The organism is Streptomyces millisiae (assembly GCF_031845425.1).
Taxonomy (GTDB): domain Bacteria; phylum Actinomycetota; class Actinomycetes; order Streptomycetales; family Streptomycetaceae; genus Streptomyces; species Streptomyces millisiae.
In genome coordinates this window covers 1-14,412 of the sequence record NZ_JAVREM010000100.1, presented here as the reverse complement: position 1 = coordinate 14,412, position 14,412 = coordinate 1, and the positions used below count along the sequence as shown (strand labels likewise).

Here is a 14,412-nt window from a genome sequence, read left to right as displayed (position 1 = left end):
TGGGGCCCTCGTCGTTGCTGATGGCCATGGCGGGGGCGGCAGCCATGCCCGCCACGCCGGCGGCGGTGGCCGCGACGGCGGCCGTGGCAAGCGTCTTCTTCAGCACTTGGCTTGTCCTTCCGAGTCTTTGGTGCCCTGTTCTTGGAGCGCCCTGAACAACGCGCCCACCCGGGATCGGTTGCCGCCGTTCACCCGAATTGCCCAATCCCGCGACGCCCGGCGACGTTCGCCTTGACGACGACGCGGCTGAGCGCGAGCGCGTCGTCGTGCCCACCCGGTGCCCACACAGCAGAAAGCGACCCCCTCCCCAGGGGTGGTGTTGGGGAGGGGGCCGTCTTGGCGCGGAGCACCGGTCAGAAGGCCGAAGAGCCCGGGTCCGCTGGTCCTCAGTTGTTGCCGGCGCCGTTCCCGGCGAGGATCGCCAGGTCGTCCAGGAGGTGCGACAGCGGGTCGTCGCCGTCGATCTGCACCGAGTTCTCGGAGCAGTTCTGGCTGTTCTTGCTGGTGAGCAGGTCCTGGATGCCGATCGGGATGGCGAGGACCTGAACCACGTTCTGCACGTCGAGCTGCGTGATCGGGACGCAGATCTCGTTCAGCGAGCCGTTGATCAGACCGATGTTCGGGCTCATGTAGCCGCCGGTGGTGATGTTGCCGGTCGCCTCACGGTTGCCATTGCCACTGATCGTGGTGGGGCCCTCGTCGTTGCTGATGGCCATGGCGGGGGCGGCAGCCATGCCCGCCACGCCGGCGGCGGTGGCCGCGACGGCGGCCGTGGCAAGCGTCTTCTTCAGCACTTGGCTTGTCCTTCCGAGTCTGGGTGCCCTGTTCTTGGAGCGCACTGAACAACGCGCCCACCCGGTTTCGGTTGCCGCCGTTCACCCGATCTGCCCCATCAGGCGGTTCGCTCAGCGCCCCGTTGACGCCGGGGCGATTGTCGGCCTGGGCGCCGTGCCCATTCCCTGCCCGAGGTAGAAGCTGGGGTGCGGCGGTTGGTTGTAGGCGGTGTTCTGCCAGGCCAGGCCGGTGCGGTACATCCGGTCCTGGAGCAGCGTGGTGATCCGGTAGGTGGTCTGGATCGGCGTGGAGTAGATCCGCAGCGCGTTGTTGTCGCTGGTGCGCCAGATGACCTCCTCCCGCCAGTCGCCCAGGATGTCGCCGGAGAGCACCGGGGTGGCCTTGGTGCCGTTGTTGGAGGCCACGCCCGAGCCGGTCAGCAGCCGGGTGTCGCCGCCGGTGCCGTACTTGTCGATGCGGGTCTGGTCGAGCAGCTCGCGGGTCAGGTCGCCGTCCCACCAGGAGAGGAAGTTGATGCTGGACGGCTCGCGGCCCACCGAGCCGCCGGCGAGGTTGCGCAGGGTGGTGTCGGACGCGGACCAGAACTCCGCGCCGGCGTTGCCCGCGTAGATGTCGCCGGCCACCCCGCGGCCGTTGTCGGAGCCGGACCCGGTCTGCCAGTTGATCGTGCCGTTCGCGGGCTCGATGCGCAGCGAGGACGGCTGGCTGGTGGACTCCGAGACCTTGAAGTACTCCAGGCCCGGGTCGTTCAGGTCGAAGTCGCCCAGGTGCTGGGCGTCGCCGTGCCCGGTGCGGGTGGTCCACAGGGCGTTGCCGTTGTCGTCGACGGCCATGGCGCCGTAGACGATCTCGTCGCGGCCGTCGCGGTCGACGTCGCCGATGGACAGGCTGTGGCTGCCCTGGCCGTCGTAGCCGCGCCCGGTGTTGGTCGAGCTGTTGGTGTCGAAGGTCCAGCGGCGGGTGAGCTGCCCGTTGCGCCAGTCCCAGGCGGCGATCACGGTGCGGGTGTAGTAGCCGCGGGCCATGATGATGGACGGGCGGTCGCCGTCGAGGTAGGCGGTGCCGGCGAGGAAGCGGTCGACGCGGTTGCCGTAGTTGTCGCCCCAGGAGGAGACGGTGCCGCGGGCCGGCACGTAGTCGGTGGTGGCGAGCGCGGCGCCGGTGCGACCCGAGAAGACCGTCAGGTACTCGGGCCCGGCCAGGACGTAGCCGGACGAGTTGCGGTGGTCGGCGCTCGCACTGCCGATCACCTGCCCGGTGCCGGAGACGGTGCCGTCGGCGGTCTTCATGACGACCTCGGCCGAGCCGTCGCCGTCGTAGTCGAACACCTGGAACTGGGTGTAGTGCGCGCCGGAGCGGATGTTACGCCCCAGGTCGATGCGCCACAGCCGCTCCCCGGAGAGGGTGTAGGCGTCGATGATGGTGTTGCCGGTGTAGCCGGACTGCGAGTTGTCCTTGGCGTTGGTCGGCTGCCACTTGAGGACGATCTCCAGGTTGCCGTCGCCGTTGAGGTCGCCGACGGAGCCGTCGTTGGCCTCGTACGTGTAGGCCACGCCGTCCGGCGTGGTCCCGCCGGCCGGCCGCTGGATCGGCACGTCGTGGTAGCCCGAGCGGAACTGGATGGCGTGCGGCGAGAACGCCTGCTCGGTGCCGTTGACGACGGCGCGGACCCGGTAGTCGGCGCTGTTGGGCGCGCCGGAGTGGAAGTAGTTGGTCGCGCCGGTGATGTTCGAGGCGACCAGGGTCTCGCCGCGGTACAGGTTGAACGCGACGTTGTCCGGGTCGGACGCCAGGAAGCGCCAGCTCACCAGGTTGCCGGAACCGGTGTAGACGCTGACCAGGCCGCGGTCGAGGTTCTCCAGCTGGGCGAGCGGCCGCACGTCGTCCTCGGCGGCCGGCGCGGCGGTGGCGGCACCGCCGCCGAGCCCGGTGGCGACGACGGCGGCGACGGCCACGGCGCCGATCCAGCGTCGCAGCCGGCGTCGTTGCGCAGCAGACACGGTCTCTCCTCGGGGGTTCGGGGATGGCGATCGAGCACTGCCAAGTCGCCACGCGGCGCGAAAAGGTTGCCAACCCAGCCTGGCGGCCTGAGCGCCCCGAAGGTTCCGCACCCCCGACGCACGGAGGGCCGTTCACGCGCCTCGGCCGGGCCGGCCTGGCGGCCTGCCGCCCCGAAGGGGGCGCGCCAGGACCGGCCGGTCCGGGGCGCGAGCTCGACCTGGCCGACGGTGCGGCACCGGTCGCCGGTCCGGGAGACGCCCCGGCGCCGTGGCGGTCGGCTCGGCGGCACGCCCGCCGCGCGACGGCCCGCCCGGAGGGCGGGTGGGTGGGCGTGGCACGGCGAAGCCGAACCCCCAAGCCCGGCGGTACCAGACGGCCGACGGGCCGGTTCACCGGCTGCCCGCCCGGAGGGCGCGGCGCGGCGGCGGCCCCGCGCCGCGGAGGCTGGCGTTCCTTCGGGGCGCTCAGGCCGCCAGGCCGCGTGTCGCCACGGCGAAGATGCGGCGGAAGGGGAAGAGCGTGCCGTGGGCGGTGGGTGGGTAGGCCGCGCGGAGGGCGGTGCGGTACTCGGTGAGGAAGGCGTCGCGTGCCTCGGGGTCGTCGGCGAGGGCGGCGAGGACGGGGCGGAGGCCGGTGCCCCTGACCCAGTCGAGGACGGGGTCCTGGCCGTGGAGGACGTACAGGTAGGTCGTCTCCCAGGCGGCGACCTCGCAGCCGAGGGCGGCGAGCGCGGCGAAGTAGCCCTCGGGCGGCTGCACGACGTCGGCGTGCCGGAGCACGCCGCCGAGGCGGTCGCGCCAGCGGGGGCCCTCGCAGAGGGAGCGCATCAGGACGTGGCTGGGGGCGGCGAAGTTGCCGGGGACCTGGAAGGCGAGGACGCCGCCGGGGCGGAGGGCGTCGATCCAGTGGCGGAACCGGTCGACGTGTCCTGGGACCCACTGGAGGGCCGCGTTGGAGACGATCAGGTCGAACGTCTCGCCGGGCGTCGGGGGCCACTCGCGCAGGTCGGCGCGCGCGAAGTCGAGGTGGCCGCCGCCGGGGGTGGGGCCGGCGTGGCCGGCGGCCTCGGCAAGCATCGCGTCGGAGTTGTCGTAGCCGGTGATGTGCGCCGTGGGCCAGCGGTCGGTGAGGAGCCGGCTGGGGGCGCCGGGGCCGCAGCCGAGGTCGGCGATGCGGGGGGCGTCGGCCGTCGGCAGCGGCGGTACGCGCGCGAGCAGGTCGATGAGCGGTTGGAGGCGGTGGCCGGAGTACTTCTGGTACTGGCCGGGGTCCCAGTCGTGTGCCATGGAGTCATACTCCCCGGGCATTTATCTCTACGTCAAGAAGCTTGATGTCGTGAAGCTTCACGCCGTGAGACTTCACATCGACAGAACAACTAGACTGATCGCATGGAGGACGAGGTTGATCGGCTGGTGGCCGCCTGGCGGCGCGAGCGTCCCGATCTCGACGTGGAGCCGTTGGAGGTGCTCAGCCGGGTCAGCAGGCTGGCGCGTCACCTGGACCGGGCCCGGCGGCTGGCCTTCGCCGAACACGACCTGGAGCCCTGGGAGTTCGACGTCCTCACCGCGCTGCGCCGGGCCGGCAGCCCCTACCAGCTCTCCCCGGGGCAGCTGCTCACCCAGACCCTGGTGACCTCCGGCACCATGACCAACCGCATCGACCGGCTCGCCAAGCGCGGCCTGGTGGAGCGGCAGCCCGACCCCAGTGACCGGCGGGGGGTGCTGGTGCGGCTGACCGAGTCGGGCAGGACCCACGCCGACCAGGCGCTGGCCGGGCTGCTCAGGCAGGAGCGCGCGTTGCTCGGCAGCCTGAGCGCGGCCGAGCGGCGGCAGCTCGCCGGGCTGCTGCGCGCGCTGACCGCGCCCTTCGACAACATCCCCGCCTGAGCGGTCTACCCCGCGGCGGCGACCTCCGCCGCCAGGCGGACGGCGATGGCCCTGGCCAGCAGGGTCGGCCGGCCGGCCGCCTCGGTGGCGGCCCGTCGCATGCGCTCGGTGTAGCCGATGCAGTCGAGCACCAGCCACCGGCTGCCGGCCGCGGCGAGCCGCTCGGCGGCCGTCGCGACCTCGGCCAGCGCCCGCTCCTCGGGCGCGTACGGGTCGGCCGCCGCCGCCCGCACCACGCCGCCCGGCAGGGCGTCCTGCCAGCGGCGGGTCACGTCGGCCGCCTGGTCCGGGTGCGGGCACACCACGCCCACCGGGTCGGCGCCGACGATGGCCGCCGCCGCCCGCTGGACCAGCGGCTCGGCGTACAGCAGCGGGCGGGTGGCCCGCACCGCGGGGAAGTGCCCGGTGCACAGCAGCAGGGTGGCGGTCGCGCCGTCCCGCTCGGCGCGGGCGACGGCCCGTTCCATGCGCGGCAGCAGCGCGTCGTGGCCGAGCAGCACCGAGCCGCCGTCGCGCAGCCGGGAGACGAGCGGCGGTTCGCCCGGCGCGGGGCCCACCAGGCGGCGGGTCTCCGGGTCGTCGAAGCGGTCGTCGTCGAGCGCGCCGTGCTCGACCATCCGCACCCCGCCGAGCAGCGGCTCGGCGTCCGGGCGCAGGTCGGCGCGCGGCGCCTGGCCGATGGTCACCAGGCCGAGGGCGGGACTCACAGCGCCTTCGCCACCTGTCCGACGTCGTTGAGGGAGCTGCCGGCGACCAGTCCCGCGCCGACCAGCGAGAGGTCGTTCTCGGCGTCCTCCGCCGAGTGGCCGCCGCGGGCGCGCCACCAGGCGTAGAGCTTGCGGACGGCCAGCGCGCCGAGCACCATCCAGCCGGCGTCGGGGGTGGCCACCAGCAGGCCGGTGGCGAGCATCACGCCGAGCTGCCGGGACGAGCCGCCGACCAGCTGGATCAGGGCGCCGGGGATGGCCCACAGCAGCAGGGTGCGCAGGGTGTCGGGGTCGAGGCCGGTCTCGATCGTGGCGACGTACACCTCGGCGACCGGGGGCACGCGGCCGTCCTCGAAGAAGGTCCGCCAGGCGATGACGACGACGCCGAGCGCGACCGCGAAGCCGACGAGCTGGGCGAGGTACTGCTGGCGGCGGCCGTCGAGCTCGTACGGCTGCCACGGCACGGCGTCGCGGCGCAGCAGCCAGCCGGCCTTGAAGTCGTAGCCGATGTCGGCGAACGCCGGCCCGGTGGAGGCGGTGTAGCCGACGAGCAGGGCGAGCGGCACGGTGGGGATGTCCAGCGCCAGGCCGATGATCAGGAAGATCAGGGTGACGGCGAAGGCGGGGAACCAGCCGGAGTGCATGGCGGCCAGGCCCACGATCAGCTGGTGGACGAGCGCGGCCACGCCGGCCAGCGCGATCCAGCCGATCAGGGCGGGCGTCGACAGGTCGCCCGCGACGCCGCCGGCGAAAGCGACGAAGATCGCGCCGAGGACGAACAGGCCCATGCCCTCCAGCAGGCCGCGGCGCAGCCCGGTGGGGTCGACGGTGGGCGGCGGGGCGTCGTCGGCTCCGTCGTCGGCGCGGTCGACGACGCGGTCGGCGCGGTTGCGCATCAGCAGCACGGCCTGGATGAGGGCGACGAGGCCGGCGCCGATCATCACGCCGTGCGGCACGCGTTCGGCCGTCAGGTCGACGTCGAGCAGCTCCGGGGCGTACTGGGCCACCACCAGGCCCGAGCCGAAGGCGCCGAGCGCCCAGATGTTGCCGAGGAAGCCGACGCCCGCGGCGCTGGTGGGCAGCTTGAAGATGGCACCGACCAGGCCGACGATCGCGCCCGCGCCGAGGATCGCGGCCCGTCGTCCGCCCTCGTCGCCGGCCTTGATGGTCTCGGCGGCGGCGACGCCGGCCGGCCAGGAGCCGGTGGCGGGCAGCAGCCGGGAGTCGAAGACCCGGAACAGCACCCAGCTGTCCACGGCGAGGCCGATCAGGGCGCCGCCCAGCATCGGCCACACCAGGTCGGTGCGGCCGAGCGCGAAGGGCACCGCGATCGGGGTGAGGAGGGAGTTGGCGGCGGCGAAGGTGGCGCCCGAGATCGCCGACTGGACGAGGTTCTGGCGGTGCTGGGACCGCATCTTGACCAGGATGGCGACCGGGATGCGGCCGACCATCATGGCGACCAGCGCGCCGATCACGGCGGTGTTCGGCGAGATGCCGAGCGACGTGATCAGGACGATGCCGATCAGGGCGCCGAGCACCGACATCAGGATGGTCAGGACCAGCGTGACGGGCTCGAAGGCGCGGGGGTGCCGCGTGGCGTCGTCGGCCTGGGCCGACGAGGGGACGGCCGGCGGCTGCGGGGAGGCGGTGGCGGAGCTCATCTCACTGTGGGCCTTACTTGCGTTCCGTGGGGGCCGTGGGTTGCTTGGGAGCCGCCTGGAGCTGGGTCATCGGGCCGTAGAGCTCGACGAGCCGGCCGAGTTCGGCGGGGTCGTGGAAGCGGGCGGCGCCGGTGCCGAACGCCTTGGCGGTCTCGATCGCGAACCGGGCGGCGGCCGCGATGTCGGTCTCGTGGCTGGCGCCGGTGGCGCAGCCGGCCACGGCCGTCTCGGCGGTGATGGCCAGGCCGACCACCGGGGCGGCGGTGGCGGTGGCGGGCTGCAGGATCGAGTTGATGTGGTGCACCCCGTTGCCGTAGGGGGTGATGTCCTGGGTGGTGACGGGCAGCACCCGGGCCGGCTGTCCGGTGACCGTCTCCAGCACCGACAGCAGGTCCTCGCTGACGCGCAGGATCCAGCCGGCGCAGATGGTCGGCGAGAGGGCGACGCCGCGGTGGTTGAGCAGCCGGTTGCCCTTGGTGGTGTCGATGGACACGATGGCGTCCATCTCGGGCGAGACCTCCTCGCGGTTGCAGGTCTCCATGTCGACCGGCGAGTCCATGAACGGCACCGGGTCGTGCGGCTGGGTGGGGGCCCAACCGGTGACGTGGGTGGAGATCAGCACGTCGCCGTCGAGGACGTCGCCGCGCGCGTGCATGTCGAGCAGCTTGGCGGCGGCGGAGAGCGCGGCGACCGCGCCGTCCGCGTCGGAGACCAGCCCGATGCGCTCGGGGCGGGCGCCGGCGCCGCCGAGCCGGCCGAGGACGCCGAGCGTGGGCGCCTCGCCGCCGGCGGTGCGGCCGCGGCGGCCGGGGACGGTCACGTGCACGAAGTCGGTGCTGCCCTTGTCGCCCGTGACGGTGCTGACCTCGATCCGGGGCGCGGGCCCCGTCTCGTCGCCGGAGGCGGAGGTGGACGCCGCGTCGTACACCGCGCGGAGGTGGTCGGCCAACAGGTGGCCGCTGGTCTCCGGGCGGTCGAGCAGCTCGATGACTTCGATCACGTGTTTGAGCATGCTTCGCAGAATCCGCCCGTCGTGGCGGTATGCGCAACTATTTCTCTGAATAAGAGACGCTTTACACTTCCGCCATGCCTGAACACCCACCGGTAACGCAGCCGGCCGGCCAGCCACCCGACGCGCCGCCGCCGCTCCAGACCGCCGACCGCGTCCTCAACGTGCTCCTCGCCTTCGACCGCGAGCACGCGGAGTGGGGCGTCACCGAGATCGCCGCCGAGTTCGGCCTCGACAAGTCGGTCGCGCAGCGGCTGCTCGCCGCCCTCGCCTACCGCGGCTTCCTCGTCTCCGACCAGCGCTCCCGCCGCTACCGCCTGGGGCCCGCCGTCTGGCACCTGGCCCGCGCCTGGGAGCGGGACGGCGGCCTGGCCAGCCTGGTCACGCCGACGCTGCGCGCCACGGCCGAGACGGTCGGCGTCGGCACCCTGTTCGCCGTGCCGGACGGCGTGCACATGCGCTGCGTGGCGGCCGCCGAGGGCCCGGCGGGGCCGCTGCGCTACTACGCGCTGGCCGGCGAGCTCTACCCGGCGCACGCGGGCGCCACCTCCCGCGCCTACTTCGGCATGCTGCCCGCCCAGGACCGGGCCGCGCTGCTCTACGGCCGCCCGATGGCCCGCTTCAGCGACCGCACGCTCACCGACCCGGCCCGGCTGGAGGAGCGGTTCGCCGAGGTCAGGCGCACCGGCTACGCCTACTCGGACGGCGAGTACGATGCCGAGACCGCCGCGCTGGCCGCCCCCGTGCTGGTGGGCCGGCGACCGGTGGGCACCCTGTCCCTGGTCGGCCCCCTGGACGTGCTCCCGACCCGCAAGGACGAGCTCGTCGCGCCGCTGCTGGCCGCCGCCGAACGGCTCGGCCGGGTGCTGACCCCGGTCCGGCCCCGCGTCCCCTCCGCCCGCGCCAACCGTTGACCCACCCGAGGATCCCCATGCGTCTGCTGCTGCTCTCCAACTCCACCGCCCCGGGCCGCCGCTATCTGGAGCACGCCACCGACGAGATAGCCGCGCTGCTCGACGGCGCCCGCAGCCTGCTGTTCGTGCCGTACGCGCTCGCCGACCACGCCGGCTACACCGCGCAGGTGGCCGCCGCGCTCGCCCCGCTGGGCGTCACCGTGACCGGCGCGCACGCCGTCCCCGACCAGGCGGCGGCCGTCCGCGAGGCCGAGGCGGTGTTCGTCGGCGGCGGCAACAGCTTCCGGCTGCTCAAGGCCCTGCACGAGCGCGGCCTGGCCCCGGCCATCCGCGAGCGGGTGACGGCCGGCGACCTGCCGTACCTGGGGTCGAGCGCCGGCACCAACATGGCCTGCCCGACGCTGCGCACCACCAACGACATGCCGATCGTCCAGCCTCCGACGTTCGAGGCGCTCGGCCTGGTGCCGTTCCAGATCAACCCGCACTACCTGGACGCCAAGCCGGACACGGCCCACATGGGCGAGAGCCGGGCCGAGCGCCTCGAACAGTTCCTTGAGGAGAACGACGTGCCGGTCGTCGGCCTGCGCGAGGGCACCTGGCTGCGACGCGAGGGCGACCGCCTGACGCTCGGCGGCATCGCCGCCGGAGCGCTGCTGTTCCGGCGCGGCGGCCAGGAGCCGGAGGAGCTCGCCCCGGGCGCCGACCTGAGCCCGCTCCTGACGGAGCGCCACCGCTTCGACGCGCCGGCCGCGGCGCAGGGCTGAGCCCCGGCCCGGGTGGCGCGCGGCGCGCGCCACCCGGGCGTTCAGGCGTCGACCTCCGCCTTCTCCGCCACGCGGGGCCCCGCGTCCGGCTCCGGCAGCCGACGGGCCAGCAGCCAGGCCACGGCGGGCAGCACGATCAACGGCAGCAGCGCGGTGCGCAGCGACGTCGCGTCGGCGGCCGCGCCGATCAGCGGGGTGGCGACGCCGCCGACGGTGACCGTCAGGCCGAGCGTGACGCCGCTCGCGGTGCCGATCCGGTTCGGCAGGTAGTCCTGCGCCAGGGTCACCTGGAGCGAGAACGGCACGTAGAGCGCGGCCGAGACGGCCGCCACGAAGCCGTAGACCGCGGGCCCCGGCACCAGCACCACGCCCGCGACGGCGAACACGGTGGCCGCGTACGACCAGGCCACCACCCGCACCCGGCCCCAGCGGCCGGCGAGCCGGCCGCCGAGCACCGTGCCGACGCCGCCGCCCAGGTAGAGCACGAACAGCGCCACCGCGGCCGCCGGCTCGCCGCCGCCGACGCGCTCGGCGACATACAGGCCGACGAACGAGCTGAGCCCGACGAAGACGATCGAGCGGCAGACGACGGCCAGGGTCAGCCGCAGGAACGCGGCCCGGTCGTCGACGCCGGCCGGCGCCACGGCCCGCTCGGCGGCCCCGCCCGGCGCCCGCGTCAGCCGGAGCGCCGCCGCGCACAGCAGGGCGCCGACGAGGGCCGGCAGCGCGAGCAGCGGCGTGGCGCCGAGCCCGCCGACGGCCACCACCGGCGCGACCAGCAGCGGGGCGGCGGCGAAGCCGACGTTGCCGCCGAGCGCGAACCAGCTCATCGCGGTGTGGCTGCCCTCGCTGGCCAGCCGCGCCACCCGCGCGGACTCCGGGTGGTAGGCGGCGGCGCCGATCCCGGAGACCGCGACGGCCGCCAGCGTGAGGGCGTAGGAGTCGCCGACCCCGGCGAGCCCGAGCCCCGCGCCGGCCACCAGCGTGCTCGCCGGCAGCAGCCACGGCAGCGGCCACCGGTCGGTGAGCGCCCCGAACAGCGGCTGCACCACGGACGAGAGCAGCGAGGCGGCGAGCACGATGCCGGACGCCGCCGCGTACCCGTAGCCGCGCTCGGCGACCAGGAAGGGCACGAGGGCCGGCACCGCGCCCTGGTAGAAGTCCACGCAGGCGTGCCCGAGCGACAGCCGCGTGAGGGGGCTCTTCTTCCGCGTTCTCTTCCGCGTTCTCTTCCGCGTTCCGGTTCTCACCCGGCGATCGTCCTCGCCGGAGCGGCTGTCGCGCTTCCGATAAAGTGCCGGACGATGTCGATTCCCCGCCAGACCCGCCAGATCCGCGAGATCCGCGAGATCCGCCACGAGCCGGTGGCCCGCACCGACACCCTGTCGCTGGCCCCGGGCGCGAGCATCGACGCCCACCGGCACGACGACCACCAGATCCTCTACGCGGGCCGCGGCACGCTGGCCATCACCACCGACGCCGGCACCTGGGTGGCGCCCGGCACCCGCGCGATCTGGGTCCCGGCCGGCACCATCCACGAGCACCGCGCGCACGGCCACCTCGACCTGCACACCGTCGGCCTGCCGGCCACCGACAACCCGCTCGGCCTCGACGAGCCCACCGTGCTCAGCGTCAGCCCGCTGCTGCGGGAGCTGCTGCTCGCCTACACCCGCCCGCCGTTGGCCGACACCCCCGAGCGGCGCCGGCTGCGCGCCGTCCTGCTCGACCAGCTCCGGTCCTCGCCGCAACGCCCGGTCCACCTGCCGACGCCGCGCGACCCCCGCCTGGTCGCCGTCTGCGCGCTGCTCGCCGAGGACCCGGCCGACGGCCGGAGCCTGGCCGCCCTGGGCGCCGCCGTCGGCGCGGGCGAACGCACCCTCTCCCGCCTCTTCCGCGCCGAGCTCGGCCTGACGTTCCCCCAGTGGCGCACCCAACTGCGCCTCTACCACGCACTGTTGCTGCTCTCCTCGGAGCTGCCGGTGACGACGGTGGCGCACCGCTGCGGCTGGTCGTCCCCGAGCGCCTTCATCGACGCCTTCCGCCGCGCCTTCGGCCACACCCCGGGCGCGCACCGGACGTTGGGTTAGGGGTTCGAGCCGCCACGCATACCGGAGTATGCTGGCCCCATGGCAGCCACCACGCGGATCACCGTCACCCTCCCCGCCGACCAGGTGACCGAGCTCAGGAAGCTCACGGACAACGTCTCCGGCTATGTCGCGGAGGCCGTGGCCCGCCAGATCCGTCACCAGCTCCTCGGCGAGGATCTGCGGCGCCACCAGGAGGAGCACGGCGCCTTCAGCGCCGAGGAGCTGGCCGAGGCCCGCGAGCGGATCTTCGGCTTCGACGGCGCCGGCACGGGGTCGGAAGCCGCGTGAACCACGTCGAGTCCGTGGTCCTCGACGCCCAGGGCCTCGCCACGTGGATCACGCAGGACCGCAAGACACTCGCGCTGCTTCAGGTGTTCCACGACATGGGCGCCGACCTGGTGATCAGCGCCAACACCATCGTCGAGGTCAGCCACGGGCGGGTGAACGTGCCGCGGTTGCGGTGGGCGCTTTCGCGCCTCAGGATCGAGCCGGTGACCGCCGAGTCCGCGCGGTCCGCCGCCGAACTCCTGAAGGCGGCGGGACTGCACGGCCACCGGTACGCGATCGACGCCACCGTCGCCGAGGCCGCGTTGCGCCAGCCCGGACCGGTCGCCCTGCTGACCTCGGACCTCGACGACATGCGGGCCCTCTGCGGCGACCGGGTCCGGCTCATCGGCGTCTGACCGTCCCGGAAGCACACCGGTGCGGCTCAGCGCTCCTCCTCGTCGCGCAGCTCCGCCAGCGCCTCGGACAGCGAGGCGGGACCGGCGGCGCGGTCGGGGAGCGGCTGCCAGCCGCCGAGGCCGCGTGCCTGCCCGGCGTTCTCCGGATCGACCGCGCCCGTCCGGACGAGCTTTTCCATGACGCACCGCTCAGTGCCGGCGGCGCGCGCATCGGTTTCCCTCATGGGTGCTCCATCACCACCACCGCCGCCGTGCCTGGCTCCAGCGCCTCGTAGACGTGGGGCGCGTCGCCGGGGAAGGCCAGGTAGTCACCGGGGGCGAGCTCGACCGGGTCCGCGGCGGGGCCGACGCGGGCGCGGCCGGCCGCCAGGATCACGTGTTCGACGGTGCCCGGCTGGTGCGGCTGGGACAGCTTGGCCTCGCCGGGCTCGGTGGTGACCCGGTAGAGGTCACGGCGCGCGCCCGGCGGGCAGGACGCCAGCAGCGCGGCCGCGTAGTCGCCCTGCTCGGAGCGCGTCACCGGGCCCTCACCGGCCCGCACGAGCCGCACCGGCGGGCGCGGCGGGTCGACGAACGCGCTGAACGGCACGCCCAGCGCGACGCCGATCGCCCACAGCGTCTCCACGCTCGGGTTGCCGCCGCCGGCCTCCAGCTGCGACAGCGTGGACTTGGCCACCCCGGCGCGGGCCGCGAGCGCGCTCAGCGAGAGGCCGGCCCGCTCCCGCTCGCGGCGGATCGACTCGGCGATCCGGGTTCCGAGGTTCGACTCCTCACCCAACCGTTCACTCCTGACTCTTTTCCGTTCGGTTTGACGAACGCCCGTTCCGTCGCCCACCATACCGGACGTCTGTTCGTCAGAACGAACGAAGGGGACCGCAGCCATCATGAACCACCACCTAGGGATACTCGGCCACAGCGCGGAGGGCGCCGCGCTCTGCTTCCGTGCCTTCTGCCAGGAGGGCTTCCGCGCGCTCGGTCCGCACGACCACCCCGACGTGACGCTGGACCTCATCTCGATGGCCCGCGCCATGCCGGCCTGGGACGCCGGCGACCACGACGCGGTACGCGCGATCCTCGCCACCAGCGCCGAGCGGCTCGCCGCCGCCGGCGCGAGCTTCTTCGTCTGCCCGGACAACACCGCCCACCTGGCCCTTCAGCGGCCCGGTCCCGAACTGGCGCTCCCGGGTCTGAACCTGCCGGACGTCGTCGCCGCCCGCGCGGCGCGCGACGGCCGGCGGCGCGTGGGCGTGCTCGGCACCCGCTTCACGACGGGCTCCACGCTCTACGCCGAGGCCCTCGGCCGGCACGGCATCGCGGCCGAGGTGCCGGACCAGGCGGACCGGGAGACGATCGACCGGATCATCTTCGACGAGCTGGTGAACGGCGTCTTCACCGACGACTCCCGCGCCGCCTACGTTCGCGTCATCGAACGGCTGGCGGCGCGCGGCTGCGACGCGGTCGCCCTGGTCTGCACCGAGATCCCGCTGCTGGTCGGCCAGAACGACTCGCCGCTGCCGACGCTCGACTCCACGCGGCTCGGAGCCGAGGCGGCGTTCGCGGTCTCCACCGGCCGGGTGCCGTTCCCCACCTGGCGCGGCGGCCCGCTCCCGCACTAGCCGAGCGCGCAGGTCGCGAGGTCCTGGAGCGCGGCCGGGGCCGTGGCACCCTGCCGCTCGATCGCGATCCTGATCCGGTCCAACGCCGCCACCCGCTTGTCCTCCAACGGACCGAGAATCGCGTTGTCCACGAAGTCCGGACCACCCTCCCCCACGGAGCCGGCCAGCCGCGCGTTCGCCTCCGCGATCTGCGCCTCCAACAACGCCAGGTTCTCGTCCACCTCAGCCCGCGCCGCCGCCGGCACCGCCGCCACGGCGACCTCCGGACAGACGATGCTCCCCGCCTCGG

General features: G+C 74.1%; 16 protein-coding genes and 1 pseudogene. 7 read left to right on the top strand and 10 right to left on the bottom strand.

Going from position 1 to position 14,412, the window contains the following annotated elements:
* Nucleotides 1-386 precede the first annotated feature (386 nt).
* The 3 genes from RNC47_RS34015 to RNC47_RS34005 all read right to left on the bottom strand — a co-directional run bounded on the left by RNC47_RS34015 (nucleotide 387) and on the right by RNC47_RS34005 (nucleotide 4,082).
* Nucleotides 387-794, bottom strand: a complete 408-nt coding sequence (locus tag RNC47_RS34015; protein WP_311604491.1) for a rodlin — start codon at nucleotides 792-794, stop codon at nucleotides 387-389.
* 111 nt (nucleotides 795-905) lie between these two features.
* The gene (locus RNC47_RS34010) at nucleotides 906-2,795 is read right to left on the bottom strand and encodes a rhamnogalacturonan lyase (protein WP_311604490.1); all 1,890 of its coding nucleotides are present in this window, start codon (nucleotides 2,793-2,795) and stop codon (nucleotides 906-908) included.
* A gap of 465 nt (nucleotides 2,796-3,260) precedes the next feature.
* Nucleotides 3,261-4,082, bottom strand: coding sequence for a trans-aconitate 2-methyltransferase (locus RNC47_RS34005; RefSeq protein ID WP_311604488.1), 822 nt, complete (start codon nucleotides 4,080-4,082; stop codon nucleotides 3,261-3,263).
* Nucleotides 4,083-4,184: 102 nt separating this feature from the next.
* Between RNC47_RS34005 and RNC47_RS34000 the strand changes: the two genes are divergently transcribed.
* Nucleotides 4,185-4,682 (top strand): MarR family winged helix-turn-helix transcriptional regulator, encoded by a 498-nt coding sequence (locus tag RNC47_RS34000; RefSeq protein ID WP_311604487.1) that lies wholly within the window; start codon nucleotides 4,185-4,187, stop codon nucleotides 4,680-4,682.
* A 5-nt stretch (nucleotides 4,683-4,687) separates the two neighbouring features.
* Here RNC47_RS34000 and RNC47_RS33995 read toward each other — a convergent pair whose 3' ends face one another.
* Genes RNC47_RS33995 through RNC47_RS33985 form a run of 3 tightly spaced genes read right to left on the bottom strand, consistent with a single transcriptional unit; the run spans nucleotide 4,688 to nucleotide 8,062 of the window.
* Nucleotides 4,688-5,389, bottom strand: coding sequence for an AroM family protein (locus RNC47_RS33995; RefSeq protein ID WP_311604486.1), 702 nt, complete (start codon nucleotides 5,387-5,389; stop codon nucleotides 4,688-4,690).
* The gene (locus RNC47_RS33990) at nucleotides 5,386-7,050 is read right to left on the bottom strand and encodes an OPT/YSL family transporter (protein ID WP_394814945.1); all 1,665 of its coding nucleotides are present in this window, start codon (nucleotides 7,048-7,050) and stop codon (nucleotides 5,386-5,388) included. The genes RNC47_RS33995 and RNC47_RS33990 overlap by 4 nt, the downstream gene beginning before the upstream one ends.
* 13 nt (nucleotides 7,051-7,063) lie before the next feature.
* Nucleotides 7,064-8,062 (bottom strand): DUF1177 domain-containing protein, encoded by a 999-nt coding sequence (locus tag RNC47_RS33985; RefSeq protein ID WP_311604485.1) that lies wholly within the window; start codon nucleotides 8,060-8,062, stop codon nucleotides 7,064-7,066.
* Nucleotides 8,063-8,136: 74 nt separating this feature from the next.
* Between RNC47_RS33985 and RNC47_RS33980 the strand changes: the two genes are divergently transcribed.
* Both RNC47_RS33980 and pepE read left to right on the top strand, forming a co-directional pair.
* On the top strand, nucleotides 8,137-8,973 hold the full coding sequence (locus tag RNC47_RS33980; protein ID WP_311604484.1) for an IclR family transcriptional regulator: 837 nt from the start codon (nucleotides 8,137-8,139) through the stop codon (nucleotides 8,971-8,973).
* Between the two features lie 17 nt (nucleotides 8,974-8,990).
* Nucleotides 8,991-9,737 carry a dipeptidase PepE gene (pepE, locus tag RNC47_RS33975; RefSeq protein ID WP_311604483.1) on the top strand — a complete coding sequence of 249 codons (747 nt, stop codon included), beginning with the start codon at nucleotides 8,991-8,993 and terminating at the stop codon, nucleotides 9,735-9,737.
* Between the two features lie 41 nt (nucleotides 9,738-9,778).
* Here pepE and RNC47_RS33970 read toward each other — a convergent pair whose 3' ends face one another.
* A complete protein-coding gene (locus RNC47_RS33970; protein WP_311604481.1) occupies nucleotides 9,779-10,987 on the bottom strand; it encodes an MFS transporter in 1,209 nt (402 codons plus the stop codon).
* A 54-nt stretch (nucleotides 10,988-11,041) separates the two neighbouring features.
* On the opposite strand from RNC47_RS33970, the gene RNC47_RS33965 reads away from it, so the two are divergent.
* Genes RNC47_RS33965 through RNC47_RS33955 form a run of 3 tightly spaced genes read left to right on the top strand, consistent with a single transcriptional unit; the run spans nucleotide 11,042 to nucleotide 12,507 of the window.
* Nucleotides 11,042-11,824: an AraC family transcriptional regulator gene (locus RNC47_RS33965; protein WP_311604479.1), complete on the top strand. Its 783-nt coding sequence runs from the start codon at nucleotides 11,042-11,044 to the stop codon at nucleotides 11,822-11,824.
* 39 nt (nucleotides 11,825-11,863) lie between these two features.
* On the top strand, nucleotides 11,864-12,112 hold the full coding sequence (locus RNC47_RS33960; protein WP_311604478.1) for a type II toxin-antitoxin system CcdA family antitoxin: 249 nt from the start codon (nucleotides 11,864-11,866) through the stop codon (nucleotides 12,110-12,112).
* Nucleotides 12,109-12,507, top strand: a complete 399-nt coding sequence (locus RNC47_RS33955) for a PIN domain-containing protein (protein WP_311604476.1) — start codon at nucleotides 12,109-12,111, stop codon at nucleotides 12,505-12,507. Before RNC47_RS33960 ends, RNC47_RS33955 begins: the two co-directional genes overlap by 4 nt.
* A gap of 26 nt (nucleotides 12,508-12,533) precedes the next feature.
* Here RNC47_RS33955 and RNC47_RS33950 read toward each other — a convergent pair whose 3' ends face one another.
* Nucleotides 12,534-12,731 carry a hypothetical protein gene (locus tag RNC47_RS33950; protein WP_311604474.1) on the bottom strand — a complete coding sequence of 66 codons (198 nt, stop codon included), beginning with the start codon at nucleotides 12,729-12,731 and terminating at the stop codon, nucleotides 12,534-12,536.
* Entirely contained in the window at nucleotides 12,728-13,285 is a 558-nt protein-coding gene (locus tag RNC47_RS33945; protein WP_311604472.1) for a helix-turn-helix domain-containing protein, read from the bottom strand. Before RNC47_RS33945 ends, RNC47_RS33950 begins: the two co-directional genes overlap by 4 nt.
* 106 nt (nucleotides 13,286-13,391) lie before the next feature.
* On the opposite strand from RNC47_RS33945, the gene RNC47_RS33940 reads away from it, so the two are divergent.
* Entirely contained in the window at nucleotides 13,392-14,123 is a 732-nt protein-coding gene (locus RNC47_RS33940; RefSeq protein WP_311604470.1) for an aspartate/glutamate racemase family protein, read from the top strand.
* Here RNC47_RS33940 and RNC47_RS33935 read toward each other — a convergent pair.
* Nucleotides 14,120-14,412, bottom strand: a pseudogene (locus RNC47_RS33935) (hypothetical protein); the annotation flags it as partial. The gene RNC47_RS33940 and the pseudogene RNC47_RS33935 sit on opposite strands and share 4 nt — an antisense overlap.

Bases quoted from the DNA above. Each gene is read 5' to 3' on its own strand.
- RNC47_RS34005 (WP_311604488.1), bottom strand. From the start codon at position 4,082: ATGGCACACGACTGGGACCCCGGCCAGTACCAGAAGTACTCCGGCCAC.
- RNC47_RS34000 (WP_311604487.1), top strand. From the start codon at position 4,185: ATGGAGGACGAGGTTGATCGGCTGGTGGCCGCCTGGCGGCGCGAGCGT.
- RNC47_RS33990 (WP_394814945.1), bottom strand. From the start codon at position 7,050: ATGAGCTCCGCCACCGCCTCCCCGCAGCCGCCGGCCGTCCCCTCGTCG.
- RNC47_RS33985 (WP_311604485.1), bottom strand. From the start codon at position 8,062: ATGCTCAAACACGTGATCGAAGTCATCGAGCTGCTCGACCGCCCGGAG.
- RNC47_RS33980 (WP_311604484.1), top strand. From the start codon at position 8,137: ATGCCTGAACACCCACCGGTAACGCAGCCGGCCGGCCAGCCACCCGAC.
- pepE (WP_311604483.1), top strand. From the start codon at position 8,991: ATGCGTCTGCTGCTGCTCTCCAACTCCACCGCCCCGGGCCGCCGCTAT.
- RNC47_RS33965 (WP_311604479.1), top strand. From the start codon at position 11,042: ATGTCGATTCCCCGCCAGACCCGCCAGATCCGCGAGATCCGCGAGATC.
- RNC47_RS33960 (WP_311604478.1), top strand. From the start codon at position 11,864: ATGGCAGCCACCACGCGGATCACCGTCACCCTCCCCGCCGACCAGGTG.
- RNC47_RS33950 (WP_311604474.1), bottom strand. From the start codon at position 12,731: ATGAGGGAAACCGATGCGCGCGCCGCCGGCACTGAGCGGTGCGTCATG.
- RNC47_RS33940 (WP_311604470.1), top strand. From the start codon at position 13,392: ATGAACCACCACCTAGGGATACTCGGCCACAGCGCGGAGGGCGCCGCG.